Genomic DNA, 14517 nt, shown 5'->3' with positions numbered 1-14517 from the left:
CGACCTCACCGGCGACGAGGCTGAGGTCGACCTGCAGATCGCGCACCGCGACCTGAGAGCCTTCCTCGTTGTCAACGATGTCCCAAGACATCTGTCAACTATGTCCCGATAGAGGACAGTGCCTAATTCCGGTGAGCTGAACCCTCAGGCTCAACAGCTGGCGTTTCCCGGTGGCCGCTGTCCCGGTCCCGGAACCACAACACAAGTGTCCAAATGCAGGCAGCGAGCACCACGGGCACAGAAACGACCCAGGACATGAAGGCGATAACTGCCTTAGCTACCCAGCCCTCCTCACCGGACTGCGACCAGATCGTCACTCCGATGCTCGTGAGCAAGAGAACTCCAGCTGCTGCAAGAACGATGGAAAAGGCGATTCGCGCCCCCCTACTTTTCGGCATCACGCGTTGCTTCCTTTCCCTTTGTAATAGTTCTTTCCAAACGCCCGAACGGCATAGTAATACGTACTGGCTGCTCGACGGCACGCATTCCCGTCTTTAGAGCGCCCCTTGCAGATCTTGTACATATCTTCCCGGAAACGCCAATCACATGTTTTCCGCGGGGTGCGCGAATTCTTCGAATAACAGACATCGTGTTTGTTACACGCCGGCCGGAAGACTCGATCCCATTTCTTTGTTAGACGCTTAGTCACCTTTGGAGTCGAACACCCATTCACTTTCGCGGAATCGATTCCAGCAGTTTCAGATTCACGGCGAAGCGCCTCTTCTGTCACGTCGCCCTCATACCCTTGTTCACGAAGCGCCTTCTGCAAAAGAATAAGGGCCTCGGCTTCAGATAGGTCACTCTCATCCACCGTTGCAGACCCCACCTCTACTACTGGGATCTGCGCTTGCGCGGGAACTGCTATTCCGATCCCAGAGAGCATTGCTGCGATCATCGATGCCGAGGCAAGGGCTCCACGGATTCTGCTTACTCTCATGATACTTCCTACTGCGCGGTATTGGTTCGCAAAACCGTAGCACAGAAACAGCGGGTCTCCTACTGTTTCCGCATCTCCCTTCGTGCTATCCTCCAGCCAGACTGAAGCGGAAGCCTCCGACCAGACTCGATGACCGCCGTGGCTGACGCGTGGGGCATCTCCGCCCCCACACCAGGAGCTATTGTCATCGACCTGGCCAGGCGCGGCTCTGCGTCACCGTGCGAAGGCGACCTCGCCGGCGACGATGCTGAGGTCGACCTGCAGATCGCGCACCGCGCAGGCGTGCTCGAACAGCGCCTCCTCGGACTCGTACGTCCCGGTCACCCCGTCGGAGCCGGCGTGCCCGGTGATCGGGTCGGTGTCGACGACGATGAGGTCGGCGTCCATGCCCGGCATGATCCGCCCGGACTGCTTCTCCCGCCCGGCCGCGTACGCGGCACCGGCGGTATGGGCTTCGATGGCGGCATAGGCGCTGATCCGCCGGTGCGACTGAAAGGCGGTGGACGGGTCGCCGCTGATGTCGGCCCGGGTCATCGCCGCGTAGATCGCCGCCCAGGGGTTGGAGGGCTCGACCGGCCCATCGGAGCCGAAGGCCACCGGCACACCGGCAGCAGCCATCTCGCCCCAGGCGTAGGCGGCCAGCTGCGGATCCGGTCTGAGCGCCTCCAGCAGATGCAGGTCGGAGATGCAGTGCCGCGGCTGCATCGAGGCGACGATGCCGAGCTCGGCGTAGCGGGCGATGTCATCGGGCTGGACGAACTGCACGTGCTCGATGCGGTGGCGCAGGCGCCGCGAGTAGATCCGCTCGGCCTCGCGGGAGATCGAACGGGTGCGGGCGAAGGCGGAGAGCACGTGGTGGTTGGCCTGGTCGCCGATCGCGTGGATGGCCAGCGACAGCCCGGACATGAGCGCATCGGTGATCTGCTCGCACAGCACGTCTTCGCTGGCGATCTCCATCCCGTAGTGATCGCAGGTGCCCGGATACGGGCTCGACATGTACGAGGTCTGGGATCCCAGCGCCCCGTCGGAGAACAGCTTGAGCCCACCGCGGGTGAACCACGCATCTCCGTCGCCGGTGCGCCAGGCGATCCCCTTGGCCCAGTCGAGCTCGTCGAGGCGCAGGTACTTCACCACCCGCATGAGCTGCCCGCCGCCGGCACCGATCCCCTGTTCGCGCAGGGCCGCCCAGGTGCCCGACGAGACCTGCCCATCGATGTCGTGGATGCCAGTCAGGCCCTCGGACAGCCACTGCTGCTGGGCGGCGCGCATGCGCTGCATGCGCATCTCGATCGGCGGGGCGGGCACGAGGCGTTCGACGATGGTCGCGGCGTCCTCGCGCAGGATGCCGGTCGCCTGCCCGTCGGCGTCGCGGACGATCTCGCCGCCGCGCGGGCTGGGCGTATGCTCGTCGATCCCGGCCGCGCGCAGAGCCGCGCCGTTGCACCACAGCGTGTGGTAGTCGATCGACCACAGCGCCACCGGCCGGTCCGGCAGGGCGGCATCGAGCAGCTCCCGGTCGGGCTGGCCCGGCGTCTGCCATGTGTTGCAGTCCCAGCGTCCACCGGTGACCCACACGCCCGGCGGCAGGGATGCGGCGTGGGCGCGCACCGCCTCGACCGCGTCGGGCAGGCTGCGCACCTGGCGCAGGTCGACCTCGGCCAGCGAGTCGGCGTACATCGTGGCGTGGATGTGGGCGTCGACGAGGCCGGGCAGCACGGTCTGGCCGCGGCAGTCGATGATGTCCGCGCCCGAGGTGGTGGCGCGCAGCTGCGCAGCGTCACCGACCGCGGCGATGCGGCCTGCATCGATGAGGATGCCGGTGGCATGGGGATGGGCCGGGTCGAGCGTGTGCACATTGGCACCGGTGAGGAGTGTGGGCACGGGTCTCCAGAGTCCGTCGGTCAGGGCTGGCCGGGCAGGCGGGCCTGCCGGCCGTCACTGCTCACGGTACTCCAGGCCCGCCGCCGGTCGGTGAGGACGCACCGGTTCTCGGGGCTGGGCAGTGTTCTCAGTGCTGGGCAGCGCACTGCCGGCGGTGGATGGCCGCGATGCGCTCGAGGTCCTCCAGGCTGCCGGCGGCGATGCACAGATCACTGCCGTCACCGGTGCCGTGGTGGTGGGAGGGGCGGCACACGTGCAGGCCGGCCTCCTCGGCGATGAGGGCACCGGCGGCATAGTCGTACAGGCCCAGCCGGCGCTCATAGTAGACATCGACCCGGCCCGCGGCGGCCTGGCACAGGTCGATCGCAGCAGAGCCGGCCCGGCGCATGTCATCGAAGTGCTCCATGATCTCAGGCAGCACCGCGAACTGCTGATCGCGCTGGGCGCGTCCGTAGCCGAATCCGGTGGCCACCAGCCGGCCGCGCTGGCCGGACCTGCGGCCCCGCAGGCGGGTGAGCGGCACCTCGGGAGCGGCCTGCCCACCGGCGTCGCCGCTGATCGCCTGCAGATCGCTGACCTGTCCTGCGAACATCCAGGCACCCAGGCCGCGGCGGGCGAGGAACACCTTCCCGAGCTCCGGGGCGGCGACGAGCCCGGCGAGCCACGTGTCCGGATCAGCAGCATCGGGGTCACCTGGGTCTGGGGCCCGGACCCCGATGGAGAAGGAGTAGTCCTCGATGCCGCGCACGAAGTTCACAGTCCCGTCGATCGGGTCGACATGCCAGTCCAAAGGCTGCGGCCCGGCAGCCGCACCGTCCGCCGGTGGGACGCACAGGCCGGCGGCGATCTGCTCACCGCCTGCCACCTCGGTCACGGGCAGGGCTGCGGCATCCTCCTCCCCGATCATCGCGTCACCGGGACGCCGAGTGGCCAGGTACCAGCGCACGAGCGCCTCGATCTCAGCGTCGGCGGCGGTGACGAGGTTGTTGCGCTCGCCCTTGGCCTCGACGTCGGCGGCGCTGAGCTGCCGGCGCCAGTGCCGCATCCGGGCGGTGGCGATGTGGGCGGCGTCGCGGCAGAGGGCGAGCAGGGGGTCGGCGAGGATATCGGCGGAGTCCACGCCTCCACCGTACTGCCTCACAGCACCGCACTGCCTCACAGCAGGGTCGGACCGTTGAGGTTGTCCTTGTCGTCTTCCACTTTGGGGCTGGCGACGGCTGCGATGTCACCGGCGGAAGAGAGGCTGGAGGGGTGTTCGGCCTGGCGGGGCGAGTGCCGGCGGATGATCTCCTGGACTGCCTGGGAGGAGGTGCCGGCCGCCGCGGCGATCGCCGCGTAGGTGACGCCCTCTTCCCGGGCTCTGAGGATCGCCGATACGTAGTTGGAATTCACGCGTTGGCGCTGTTTCGCAATCCGGCGTACCGCCTGAACGACGGCTTTCTGTTCGGCCGTCAGTGCCCGAGGTCGGCGTGACATGGTTCTATTCTACCCACTTCAGTGCTGCATCAGTGACCGCCAGCTGCCCGTCGGGGCGCAGAGACCGGCCTGCGGGAGGGGACCCGCGCGCGTGTTGCTGTGTGTTCGCCCGGCCCGACTGCGACCCGAGAGAACATCGAAATATTGTTGAACAAGGAGTATAGCCAGACTGGGGGTTCGGTGCCACCCGGATTCGACGGGTGAGACACATGCATGATATAGATTTCAATCCACTCCCGCTGCCGCCTGGCACAATGAGGCCATGGACGCCGACGCACCTGCCGCTGCACTCCCCCGCGAGACCGCTGATTCCGAGCCGTCTGCCGCGCGCGTGAGCGAGGTCGGCGCCGCCCTGCGCGAGGCGGGCATCGCCGATGTGCGCACCGCGGCCGTCGAGCGGGCCGCGTACTCCTCTGACGGTTCGCTCTTCCGTGTGGTTCCGGCTGCTGTCGTGTTCCCGCGCACCGCCGCCGAGGTGGGTGATGCGCTGAGTGTCGCACGACGCTTCGGGGTGCCGGTCACCTCGCGTGGGGCCGGGACGACGCTGGCGGGCAATGCGATCGGGCCGGGCATCGTGCTGGACTTCTCTGTGCATATGAATCGGATCCTCGACATCGATGCCGGGCAGCGTGCGGCCTGGGTGGAGCCGGGGGTGGTGCATGCCCAACTGCAGGCGGCGGTCAAGCCCTACGGGCTGCGGTTCGGCCCGGATCCCTCGACGCATTCGCGGTGCACGATCGGCGGGATGATCGGCAACAACGCCTGCGGGCCGCGGGCGATGGGCTATGGGCGCACCGTCGACAACATCCTTGCGCTGCGTGTCATGCTCATCGATGGTTCGGTCGTCACGCTCACCGGTGATGACGGCGATGTCTTCCCGCGACTGCAGGAGCTGGTGAACAACCACCTCGGGCTCATCCGCACGCAGCTGGGGACCTTCTCCCGGCAGGTCTCCGGGTACGGGCTTGAGCACCTGCTGCCGGAGAACGGCTGTGATGCCCGGCGTGCTTTCGCCGGCTCCGAGGGCACCTGGGGTGTGGTGCTGGCGGCGAAGATGCGGCTGGTGGCCGATCCGGCGCATGTCACTGCGGTGGTGCTCGGCTATGCGGATATGCCCACCGCTGCTGATGATGTGCCGGTGCTCTCGCAGTTCCCGGTCACCGCCTGCGAGGGGATGGACCGGCGGATGGTCGACCGGCTCATCGAGGAGAAGGGCCCGGGAGCCGTCCCGCCGATGCCCGCCGGCGGGGGCTGGATGCTCGTCGAGCTCGCCGGTGACGATCCCGCAGCACTGGAGCGGCAGGCCGCTGAGCTCATCGAGGCCTCCCATGCTGAGGATGCGATGGTGCTGCCCGGGGAGGAGTCCGGGCCGATCTGGAAGATCCGCGCTGATGGCGCGGGCCTGGTCTCGCGCACCCCGGATGGGCGGGACTGCCATGCCGGGTGGGAGGACTCCGCGGTCCCGCCGGAGAAGCTGGGTGACTATCTGCGCGATCTCATGAGCCTGCTGGAGGAGCACGGCCTGTGGGCGCTGCCCTACGGGCACTTCGGTGATGGCTGCCTGCACATGCGCGTGGACTTCCCGCTGGATGCCGATGGTGGGCGGCAGGTGATGCGCGACTTCATGTTCGCTGCTGCCGAGCTCGTGGCCGCCTACGGCGGTTCGGTCTCCGGTGAGCACGGTGACGGCCGTGCCCGCGGAGAGCTCCTGGCGAGCATGTACTCGCCTGAGGCGATGCGCCTGTTCGCCGCCGTCAAGCACCTCTTCGACCCGCGGGGGCTGCTGAATCCCGGGATCATCGTCGACCCCGATCCACTCGATGAGCGCATCCGCCTGGCATCGATCAGGCCCGGGGACATGCCACCGGCCCGCCGGCAGCTCGGCTTCTCCTTCGCCTCGGACTCCGGCGACTTCGCCACTGCCGTCCACCGCTGCACCGGGGTGGGCAAATGCCGGGCCGATGCCGCCGCCTCGGGAGCGGTGATGTGCCCGTCGTATCAGGCGACGAAGGACGAGAAGCACTCGACTCGCGGACGGGCCCGCGTGCTGCAGGAGATGGTCGACGGCCGGCTCGTCGACGGCGGCTGGCGGTCCCCGGAGGTGCATGAGGCACTCGACCTGTGCCTGTCGTGCAAGGCCTGCGGTTCGGAGTGCCCGACGGGCACCGACATGGCCACCTACAAGGCCGAAGTCCTCTACCAGAGCTATCGCGGCAGGCTGCGGCCGATGGATCACTATGTGCTCGGGTGGCTTCCGAAGCTCGCCCGCCTGGCCGCGCCGGTCGCGGGTCTGGCGAATCTGCCGCAGCGGCTGCCGGTGCTCGGCCGGTGGGCGAAGAGAGCGGCGAACATCGATGTGCGCCGGCAGATCCCGACGTTCACCTCACTGCCGTTCACACGCTGGTTCACCCAGCGCGCCGGTGACGACCGGACGCTGCCGGGCCACCGCCGGCAGCCTGCGCCCACGCCTGCGAAAGCGCAGCAGGTGGTGCTGTTCGCCGATACGTGGTCGAACTTCTTCGCCCCCCGGGTGCTGGCGGCCGCCGTCGAGGTGCTGCGCCGCACAGGCGTCGACGTGCACGTCATCCCGAGCACCGAATGCTGCGGGCTGACGTGGATCTCCACCGGCCAGCTCGACACCGCTCGCGCCAGCCTGTCATCGGCGATCACGGCGCTCGATGCCACGGCGGCCACCGCCTCGGGCACGGACGCAGACGCGGCAGGCGCGCCGATCATCGTCGTCGAACCGTCCTGCGCGGCCACCCTGCGCGAGGACGCCGCCCGGCTGCTCGGCACCGAGGCCGCCACACGGGTGGCCGGCCGGGTGCGCACGCTCGCGGAGTTCCTGCTCGACTCCGGCGCCGAACTGCCCGACCTGACCGGGGTCTCAGCGGTCGTGCAGCCGCACTGCCACCACAGTGCGGTCATGGGCTTCGCCGCCGACCGGGAGCTCATGCGCCGGGCCGGCATGGAGGTCCAGGTGCTCGGCGGCTGCTGCGGGCTGGCCGGGAACTTCGGAGTCACCGAAGGCCACTACGAGGTCTCCGAAGCCGTCGGCGACGTCGCCCTGCTGCCAGCCGTGCGGGCAGCCGGACCAGACACCGTGGTGCTGGCCGACGGCTACTCCTGCCGCACCCAGATCAGTGATCTGAGCGACCGCAGAGGCGTGCATCTGGCTGAACTGCTGGCCTCACGACTGTCGCAGGACTGACACACGCGGTGTGCCGCAGACCGGGACTGAGTTGGGCACACTGGGTTCATGAGCTTCTACCCCCGGGGCGGCTACGGCCCCTCTCGTCACCGGCGTCTCGGCAACCGCGGCTGCGGCTGTCTCATCGGTCTCGTCGCAGCCGTCCTGGCGCTCCTCGTCCTCGGCCTCATTCTCGCGGCTCTCCTGTTCGCCGACCGCCCGGGCGCTGATGTCGGTGATCCGGTGACACCGGCGCCGTCGTCAGCGGGCAGCGGCTGGCAGCCCAGCGGCGGCTGAGGTCCGTGCAGGGTGAACGGTCGAGTGGTGCGCCACAGGCTGTGGCCGGTGGTCCGGCTCTGAAGGTCAGGCTCTGGGGCGAGGCTCTGAGAGTCCCGCTCTGAGGATCAGGCCTTGACGGTCAGCACCGGGACATCGGCTTCGAGCAGGATCCGCTGAGCCTGCGAGCCGAGGATGAACTTGCCGATCGCGCTGCGCTTGCGCAGGCCGATGACGATGAGGTCGGCGTCTTCCTGTTCGGCCCATTCATTCAGGGTCTGGACGAGATCGTCTTCGTGGGCAGGCTGTTCGACGCGGGCGGTGACGCCGTGCTCGGCGGCCTGGGCGAGGATGCGCTCGGCATCCTCCTGCTGGATCTGGGTGATGCTGTCGGCGGTGCCGCGGCGCGGCGAGTTGAGGACGACGACGTCAGTGTTGCGCAGCTTCGCTTCTGCGAAGGCGGTTTCGAGGGCGGCTTCGCCTTCCGGCGCGGGCAGGTAACCGATGAGAATCGTCATAGCCTCAGTATATGGGTCGGGGCCGCCTGCCCACAGGGGCAGACGGCCCCGTCCGTGACACGGGTCAGCCGATCGGCGACACGGGTCAGCCGATCGGCTCGGGCATGAGCTCGACCTCGTACCCGGCCTCGATCCTGTCGCCGGTGGCCGGGTTCGTCATGACGACCCGCCAGGCCCGGGCGAACTGGTCGACGGAGCCGTCCATCGGGATGGTGCCGGAGATGAGCACGGTGCCTTCGCGGGCCTCGCCGCGCTCGGTGAGCCTGTCGATCCAGTAGCGCGGGGGCAGCAGCTCGGCCAGCGTGCCGTTCTGGATCTGCCGCTCTTCGCCCTCGGCATCGGTGACGAATGCCTCGAGGGTGATGGCGTCGAGGTCGGCCTCGACGTCGGAGAGCCGCCAGGCCTGCGCACCGAGGACATCGGGCGAGGCGTTCTTGCTCCAGGCCACGCCGTGGACTTCGAGGGCACGGTCGGTGTGGTCGCAGGCCACGGTGAGCAGCACATCGTCGGCAGTGAACACAAGCGCCCACTCGGCCTCGCCGGAGGTCTTGGCGTGCTGGACGTCGACGTGATCGGTCTGCTGGGCGAGATAGGGCGAGACCGGGTACAGGGACGGGATGGTCTCCGGGCCCGGAATGCCGAGTTCGGCGAGTTCGTCGATGTGCGCCTGCACATCTGACTGGTTGCGCCCGGCGTATCCGGCGTTGAGCAGGGTTGTGACGGCAACGCTCGCCGTCGATCCATCGGGCAGCTCGAACGTCAGCTCTGACATGCGGAGGTCCTTTCAGTCGGGAGTGCTGAAGATCAGCACAGGTGCACGATTGTATGCAATTGGTATACAGTGCCAAAATACACCTGTGACCCATCCCACGACCAAGGAGACACTGACTGTGTCCTCAACCTCCGCCGACACTGCCGCACACCCGCCGGTCTCCCGCAAGGACCTGTTCAAGGCCTTCACCGCCAGCCTCAGCGGCACGACCCTGGAGTGGTACGACTTCGCGATCTACTCGGCTGCTGCCGCGATCGTCTTCCCGGTCCTGTTCTTCCCCGACAGCGACCCGATGACCGGCGTGCTGCTGGCGTTCTCCACCTACGCAGTCGGCTACGTCTCGCGCCCGGTCGGCGGCGTCGTCTTCGGCCGGCTCGGCGACCGCATCGGGCGCAAGCAGGTGCTCGTGTGGACGCTCGTGCTCATCGGCATCGCCACCTTCCTCATCGGCGTCCTGCCGAGTTACACCTCGATCGGTGTGGCTGCCCCGATCATCCTCGTGCTGCTGCGCTTCGCTCAGGGCGTGGGCGTCGGCGGCGAATGGGGCGGCGCTGTGCTGCTCTCCGGCGAGTACGGCGAACCTGAGCGCCGCGGCTTCTGGTCCTCTGCTGCCCAGGTCGGCCCGCCGGCGGGCAACCTGCTGGCCAACGGCGCATTCGCGCTGCTCTCGCTGCTGCTCACCGACGAGAGCTTCATGTCCTGGGGCTGGCGGGTGGCCTTCCTCGTCTCCGCCCTGCTCGTGGCCTTCGGCCTGTGGATCCGCCTGAAGCTGGAGGACACTCCCGTCTTCCGTGCCGTCGCAGACAGCGGCGAGCGCCCGGAGAAGCCGATCACCGAGCTTCTGCAGACCGAGATGAAGCCGCTCATCGCCGCGATCCTCTCGCGCATCGGCCCCGACGTCACGTATGCGCTCTTCACCGTCTTCACGCTGGCCTACGGCACGCTCGTCCTGGACCTGGAGCGGACCACGGTGCTCTCGGCGGTCATGCTCGGCTCGGCCTTCCAGCTCGCGCTCATCCCGCTGGCCGGGCACCTGTCGGACAAGATCAACCGCCGCGGCCTCTACGGCGCGGCCGCCGTGTGCGCTGCCGTCTGGGCGTTCGCGTTCTTCCTGCTGCTGCACACGAACCCGGTGATGTGGATGTTCATCGGCATCCCGATCGGACTGGTGTTCCACTCCTTCATGTACGGCCCGCAGGCGGCCTATGTCATCGAGCAGTTCCATCCGCGGCTGCGCTACACCGGTGCTTCACTGGCCTACACGATCGCCGGCGTGCTCGGCGGCGCCATCGCACCGGCGATGTTCACGCTGCTGCTCGACAGGACCGGCACGTGGATCTTCGTCGCCGTCTACCTCACCGTCGCATGTGCGCTCACGATCATCGGGCTCGTCATGGGCCGGGACAACAACGTCGATGAGGATCATGAGTATCTCGCCACCGCCCGGCAGCGCGGACTGCTGGAGACCGGAGCCTGAGTGCTCAGGTGTGCTCCCGCGCCGCTCAGGGCTGGCTGGCGGTGTGCAGATCGATCTGGGAGAGGAGGATGTCGCGGGTGATGTCGATGTGCTCGCCGATCGCCCGCACGGCCGCATCGACATCACCGGAGTTCAGCGCTTCGACGATCGCCTGGTGCTCTCCGAGCACCTCGTTGCGCCGTCCCTCATTCGTCGCCGCGGAGATGCCGAAGCGCACATGCTGAACGCGCAGCTTCCGATAGGCCTGGGCGATGACGGCGTTGTCGGCCGCATTGACGAGTGCGGCATGGAAGGCCTGGTCGATCGAGATGAAATCCCGCGCCTGGGTGCTCTCGAAGTCCATCGCCTGCTGCTCGGCCAGCAGCCGGCGCATCGCCGCGACCGGGGCGCAGCCTGCGGCCATCGTCACCCGCGCGCAGTACTGCTCCAGCAGCCGGCGCATCTCGAAGGTGTCGCGGATCGACTTCGCACTCGAGGGCGGCACATAGGCGCCGCGATGCGGGATGAGCTCGACCAGCCCATCGGCGGCGAGCATGATGAGCGCTTCGCGGATCGGTGTGCGCGACAGCCCGATCTGCTTGACCAGCGAGGACTCCGTGAGAAAGGCGCCCTGCATGCTCGGGTCTGCGAGCACGATCTCCCGCAGTCGCTCGTATGCCGCCGACCGCCCAGCGGGCCCCACTGGATTCACCATAATCTTCAGCCTAGCCTGACAATCATGCATGCTCTAATGAGCTTTGCCCCACATCTGCACCCAGAACCACCGAAGAGGAGCCGCAATGAAGGTTGCCATCGCCCAGATCAACACCACACCGGACAAGGACGCCAACCTCGCACTCATCGCCGAGAAGCTGCAGCAGGCTGCGGCTCAGGACGTGCGGCTCGTCGTGTTCCCCGAGGCGACGATGGTGCCCTTCGGTGCGGACCTCGAGGCCAACGCCGAGGAGCTCGACGGGCCCTTCGCCACCCGCCTGCGCGAGCTCACCGCCGAGGCCGGGCTGGTGGCTGCGGTCGGCATGTTCCGGCCCGGCACCGGCGAGCGCGTCATCAACACCCTCTTCCTCACCGGCGTCGACTCCACCGGCAGCCGCATCGAGGCGCACTATGACAAGATCCACCTCTTCGACGCCTTCGGGCACCGCGAATCCGATGACGTCACCGCCGGCGATGCCCTGCAGACAGTGACGATCGACGGCACCACCGTCGGGCTGACGATCTGCTACGACATCCGCTTCCCAGCCCTCTTCACCGCCCTGGCGCGCTCCGGGGCCGAGGTGATCGTCGCCTCGGCGTCGTGGGGTGCCGGTGAGGGCAAGGTCGAGCAGTGGCAGCTGCTCGGGCGGGCGCGGGCGCTCGACTCGACGAGCTTCGTCCTCGCCTGCGATCAGGCAGATCCGCAGGTCACCGGCGTCGAGGTGCACCCGAAGGCTCCGACCGGCGTCGGCCACTCCTTCATCAGCGCACCGGATGGCAGCGTGCTCGCTGCCGCCGGCAAGGACACCGAGCTGCTCGTCGCCGAACTCGACATCGACTCCGTCGCTGAGATCCGTGCGCGGATCCCGGTGCTGGAGAACTCGCGCCTCGAAGCCGCCCACGAGGTCGCCCGCGCCTGAGCGCCGTCGGGGCGCAGTCGTCCACAGGGCGGGACAGCGCATGAACAGCAGTTGACAGCCTTCGTTAGTAAGGCCTAACTTACTAACGTGAAACTATCTTCGACGCATTCCGGTCTGCACGGCACACAGCTGCGGATCGGCTACTCCCGCGGCGACGTCGTCACCGATGTCAGCCTCGAACTGCAGCCGGGCCGGGTCACCGCCCTCGTCGGACCCAACGGCTCCGGGAAGTCCACGCTCATGCGCGGACTGGCCCGGCTGCAGCCGCTGTCGGCAGGCAGCGTGACGTTCTCCGACGGCACCGATGCTGCCGCTCTTCCCTCCCGCCAGCTCGCCCGCCGGCTCACGATGCTTGCGCAGTCCCGGCCGGTCCCCCAGGGACTGCCGGTGCGCGCGGCCGTCGCCCTCGGCCGGCACCCGTACCAGGGCCGGATCCGCACCGGTGACCCCGATGGCGCCGCCGTCGTCGAGCGCGCCATGGCGCTCACCGGCGTCACCGCCGTCGCCGACTCCCCCGTCGACGAGCTCTCCGGCGGCCAGCTCCAGCGCGTGTGGCTCGCCTCCTGCCTGGCGCAGGACACCGAGGTGCTGCTCCTGGACGAACCGACCAACCACCTCGACCTGAAGTATCAGGTCGAACTCCTCGAACTCCTCCACACCCTCGCCCACGACCACGGCGTGTGCATCGGCGTGGTGCTGCACGACCTCAACCACGCCGCCGCCATCGCCGACCGCATCGTGCTGCTCTCCGGCGGGCGCATCGCCGCCGCCGGCACCCCGGCCGAGGTGCTCGACGGCCAGGTGCTCAGCACCGTCTACGGCATCGACATCACCACCGGCTACAGCCGCGCATCCGAGCGCATCGAGGTCCACGCCCGGCCACCCCGGCGCAGCGGCACCGCAGATTCAGTTGCCGGCCTGCCCATCGCCACCCCGGCCTGACACCGAAGCGCCACCTGCGCCTGTGCCCTGACCGGGCACCGGCGGACGCGACCATGCCCAGGCAGCACCACCTCGGTGCCGGCCCGCACGCCACCGGCGCCACGACCGCGGCGCCGGAACCGGCACCCTCACTCCACCACCACACCCACCTGCCGGCAGCTCCGCTGGCGGGAACCCTCATCAGAAGGAACAGCATGAAACTGCGCACACTCGGGCTTGCGGCCCTCATCAGCGCCCTCGCCCTCACCGGCTGCGGCACGACCGACGCGCCGGCCGGCGATCCGACTGCCGCCACCGGCGATCCGGTCTCGATCACCGACGCCCGCGGCACCACCGTCTCCCTCGACGCACCCGCGCAGAAGGTCGTCACCCTCGAATGGTCCGTCACCGAATACGCCGTGTCCCTCGGCGTCGACCCGGTCGGCGTGGCCGACCCGAAGGGCTACGGGGTGTGGTCCGCGCGCGTGCCGCTGTCCGGGGACCCGGTCGACGTCGGGATGCGCACCGAGCCGAGCATCGACGCGATCGCCGACCTCGCACCCGATCTCATCCTCGCCGACACCTCCTCGATCCCCGAGGATGCGATGAAGCAGATGGAGCGCATCGCGCCGGTCGCCGTGTTCAACTCCGCGACCGCCGATGGCCTGTTCGACCTCGTCAAGAAGAACCAGCACGATGTCGCCACACTGCTGGGCAAGGAGGCCGAGGCGGATGAGCTCGATCAGGACTTCGACGCCGCCCTGCAGAAGGCGAAGGAGAGTGTCGAGAAGGCCGGCAAGACCGGCCACCCGATGGTCTTCGCCTACCCGTACAACGAGGCGAACTCGATGACCTTCCGGCTCCACGGCCCCGGATCGGCGCCCTCGGAGGTGGGCCGGGCGATCGGCCTGACAGATGCCTCGACAGAGAAGGGCGATGAGGCCTACGGACTGACGACCACCGACGTCGAGGGCCTGCGCACGCTGCCGGACGACACGCACTTCCTGTACTGGGTCGACGAAGACGAAGGCGACCCGATGGAGACCCTGAAGAAGAACGCGGTGTGGACCGGACTGCCGTTCGTCACCGCAGATCGCGTCGCACCGGCTGGGTCCGGCATCTGGCTCTACGGCGGCACCGCCTCGCTCGGAGCCTTCGCCGACGAGGTCGCCGGCATCGTCGCCAAGCAGTGACGCGGCGGGCAACCGAGGGCTGAAACGCAGAGCTGACGCACGACAGGCATCACACGATCATGACGATTCACACAACGACAGCAGGCCGGACGACCGCGCCGGCGGGAGCTGCGGCTGGGACTCCGGCGGGGGCTTCGGCTGGGACTCCGGCGGGGGCTTCGTCTGGGACTCCGGCGGGGGCTTCGTCTGGGACTCCGGCGGGGGCTGCGGCCGGGGCTGCGGCTGGAGCGCCGAGGGCAGTCCGGTCGCGGGGCGCGCTGCGC

At 68.5% G+C, this 14517-nt stretch carries 13 protein-coding genes; 6 read left to right on the top strand and 7 right to left on the bottom strand.

Annotation, left to right across the window (positions count from 1 at the left end; translation table 11 throughout):
* Nucleotides 1-397: 397 nt before the first annotated feature.
* The 4 genes from H9634_RS07835 to H9634_RS07820 form a co-directional block, all read right to left on the bottom strand.
* Nucleotides 398-895: a phospholipase A2 gene (locus H9634_RS07835; protein ID WP_191726144.1), complete on the bottom strand. Its 498-nt coding sequence runs from the start codon at nucleotides 893-895 to the stop codon at nucleotides 398-400.
* 255 nt (nucleotides 896-1150) lie between these two features.
* Nucleotides 1151-2818, bottom strand: coding sequence for an amidohydrolase (locus tag H9634_RS07830; RefSeq protein WP_191726143.1), 1668 nt, complete (start codon nucleotides 2816-2818; stop codon nucleotides 1151-1153).
* A gap of 127 nt (nucleotides 2819-2945) precedes the next feature.
* Entirely contained in the window at nucleotides 2946-3938 is a 993-nt protein-coding gene (locus H9634_RS07825; RefSeq protein ID WP_318245041.1) for an inositol monophosphatase family protein, read from the bottom strand.
* Nucleotides 3939-3973: 35 nt separating this feature from the next.
* The gene (locus H9634_RS07820; protein WP_191726215.1) at nucleotides 3974-4294 is read right to left on the bottom strand and encodes a hypothetical protein; all 321 of its coding nucleotides are present in this window, start codon (nucleotides 4292-4294) and stop codon (nucleotides 3974-3976) included.
* A gap of 262 nt (nucleotides 4295-4556) precedes the next feature.
* Here H9634_RS07820 and H9634_RS07815 point away from each other — a divergent pair, with 262 nt between their 5' ends.
* A complete protein-coding gene (locus tag H9634_RS07815; RefSeq protein ID WP_191726142.1) occupies nucleotides 4557-7505 on the top strand; it encodes an FAD-binding and (Fe-S)-binding domain-containing protein in 2949 nt (982 codons plus the stop codon).
* Nucleotides 7506-7553: 48 nt separating this feature from the next.
* On the top strand, nucleotides 7554-7781 hold the full coding sequence (locus H9634_RS07810) for a hypothetical protein (RefSeq protein ID WP_191726141.1): 228 nt from the start codon (nucleotides 7554-7556) through the stop codon (nucleotides 7779-7781).
* Nucleotides 7782-7888: 107 nt separating this feature from the next.
* Here the strand turns inward: H9634_RS07810 and H9634_RS07805 are convergent, their stop codons facing one another.
* Nucleotides 7889-8278, bottom strand: coding sequence for a universal stress protein (locus tag H9634_RS07805; RefSeq protein ID WP_191726140.1), 390 nt, complete (start codon nucleotides 8276-8278; stop codon nucleotides 7889-7891).
* An 85-nt stretch (nucleotides 8279-8363) separates the two neighbouring features.
* Nucleotides 8364-9050 carry a DUF2848 domain-containing protein gene (locus H9634_RS07800; RefSeq protein ID WP_191726139.1) on the bottom strand — a complete coding sequence of 229 codons (687 nt, stop codon included), beginning with the start codon at nucleotides 9048-9050 and terminating at the stop codon, nucleotides 8364-8366.
* A gap of 85 nt (nucleotides 9051-9135) precedes the next feature.
* Here H9634_RS07800 and H9634_RS07795 point away from each other — a divergent pair, with 85 nt between their 5' ends.
* A complete protein-coding gene (locus H9634_RS07795; protein ID WP_404801678.1) occupies nucleotides 9136-10527 on the top strand; it encodes an MFS transporter in 1392 nt (463 codons plus the stop codon).
* A gap of 25 nt (nucleotides 10528-10552) precedes the next feature.
* Here the strand turns inward: H9634_RS07795 and H9634_RS07790 are convergent, their stop codons facing one another.
* Entirely contained in the window at nucleotides 10553-11221 is a 669-nt protein-coding gene (locus tag H9634_RS07790; RefSeq protein ID WP_191726137.1) for a GntR family transcriptional regulator, read from the bottom strand.
* An 85-nt stretch (nucleotides 11222-11306) separates the two neighbouring features.
* Here H9634_RS07790 and H9634_RS07785 point away from each other — a divergent pair, with 85 nt between their 5' ends.
* The 3 genes from H9634_RS07785 (at nucleotide 11307) to H9634_RS07775 (ending at nucleotide 14254) form a co-directional block, all read left to right on the top strand.
* Entirely contained in the window at nucleotides 11307-12140 is an 834-nt protein-coding gene (locus tag H9634_RS07785; RefSeq protein WP_191726136.1) for a carbon-nitrogen hydrolase family protein, read from the top strand.
* A gap of 87 nt (nucleotides 12141-12227) precedes the next feature.
* Complete coding sequence (locus H9634_RS07780) at nucleotides 12228-13082, top strand: ABC transporter ATP-binding protein (RefSeq protein WP_191726135.1); 855 nt, start codon at nucleotides 12228-12230, stop codon at nucleotides 13080-13082.
* Nucleotides 13083-13276: 194 nt separating this feature from the next.
* Nucleotides 13277-14254 (top strand): ABC transporter substrate-binding protein, encoded by a 978-nt coding sequence (locus tag H9634_RS07775; protein WP_191726134.1) that lies wholly within the window; start codon nucleotides 13277-13279, stop codon nucleotides 14252-14254.
* Nucleotides 14255-14517 lie beyond the last annotated feature (263 nt).

Source organism: Brevibacterium gallinarum, assembly GCF_014836885.1.
Lineage (GTDB): Bacteria > Actinomycetota > Actinomycetes > Actinomycetales > Brevibacteriaceae > Brevibacterium > Brevibacterium gallinarum.
The sequence above is the reverse complement of the archived record's forward strand: the minus strand, read 5'-3'. Positions and strand labels throughout refer to the sequence as shown.

Excerpts from the sequence above, each read along its gene's own strand:
- H9634_RS07835 (WP_191726144.1), bottom strand. The coding sequence starts at position 895 with ATGATCGCAGCAATGCTCTCTGGGATCGGAATAGCAGTTCCCGCGCAA.
- H9634_RS07820 (WP_191726215.1), bottom strand. The coding sequence starts at position 4,294 with ATGTCACGCCGACCTCGGGCACTGACGGCCGAACAGAAAGCCGTCGTT.
- H9634_RS07815 (WP_191726142.1), top strand. The coding sequence starts at position 4,557 with ATGGACGCCGACGCACCTGCCGCTGCACTCCCCCGCGAGACCGCTGAT.
- H9634_RS07810 (WP_191726141.1), top strand. The coding sequence starts at position 7,554 with ATGAGCTTCTACCCCCGGGGCGGCTACGGCCCCTCTCGTCACCGGCGT.
- H9634_RS07805 (WP_191726140.1), bottom strand. The coding sequence starts at position 8,278 with ATGACGATTCTCATCGGTTACCTGCCCGCGCCGGAAGGCGAAGCCGCC.
- H9634_RS07800 (WP_191726139.1), bottom strand. The coding sequence starts at position 9,050 with ATGTCAGAGCTGACGTTCGAGCTGCCCGATGGATCGACGGCGAGCGTT.
- H9634_RS07790 (WP_191726137.1), bottom strand. The coding sequence starts at position 11,221 with ATGGTGAATCCAGTGGGGCCCGCTGGGCGGTCGGCGGCATACGAGCGA.
- H9634_RS07785 (WP_191726136.1), top strand. The coding sequence starts at position 11,307 with ATGAAGGTTGCCATCGCCCAGATCAACACCACACCGGACAAGGACGCC.
- H9634_RS07775 (WP_191726134.1), top strand. The coding sequence starts at position 13,277 with ATGAAACTGCGCACACTCGGGCTTGCGGCCCTCATCAGCGCCCTCGCC.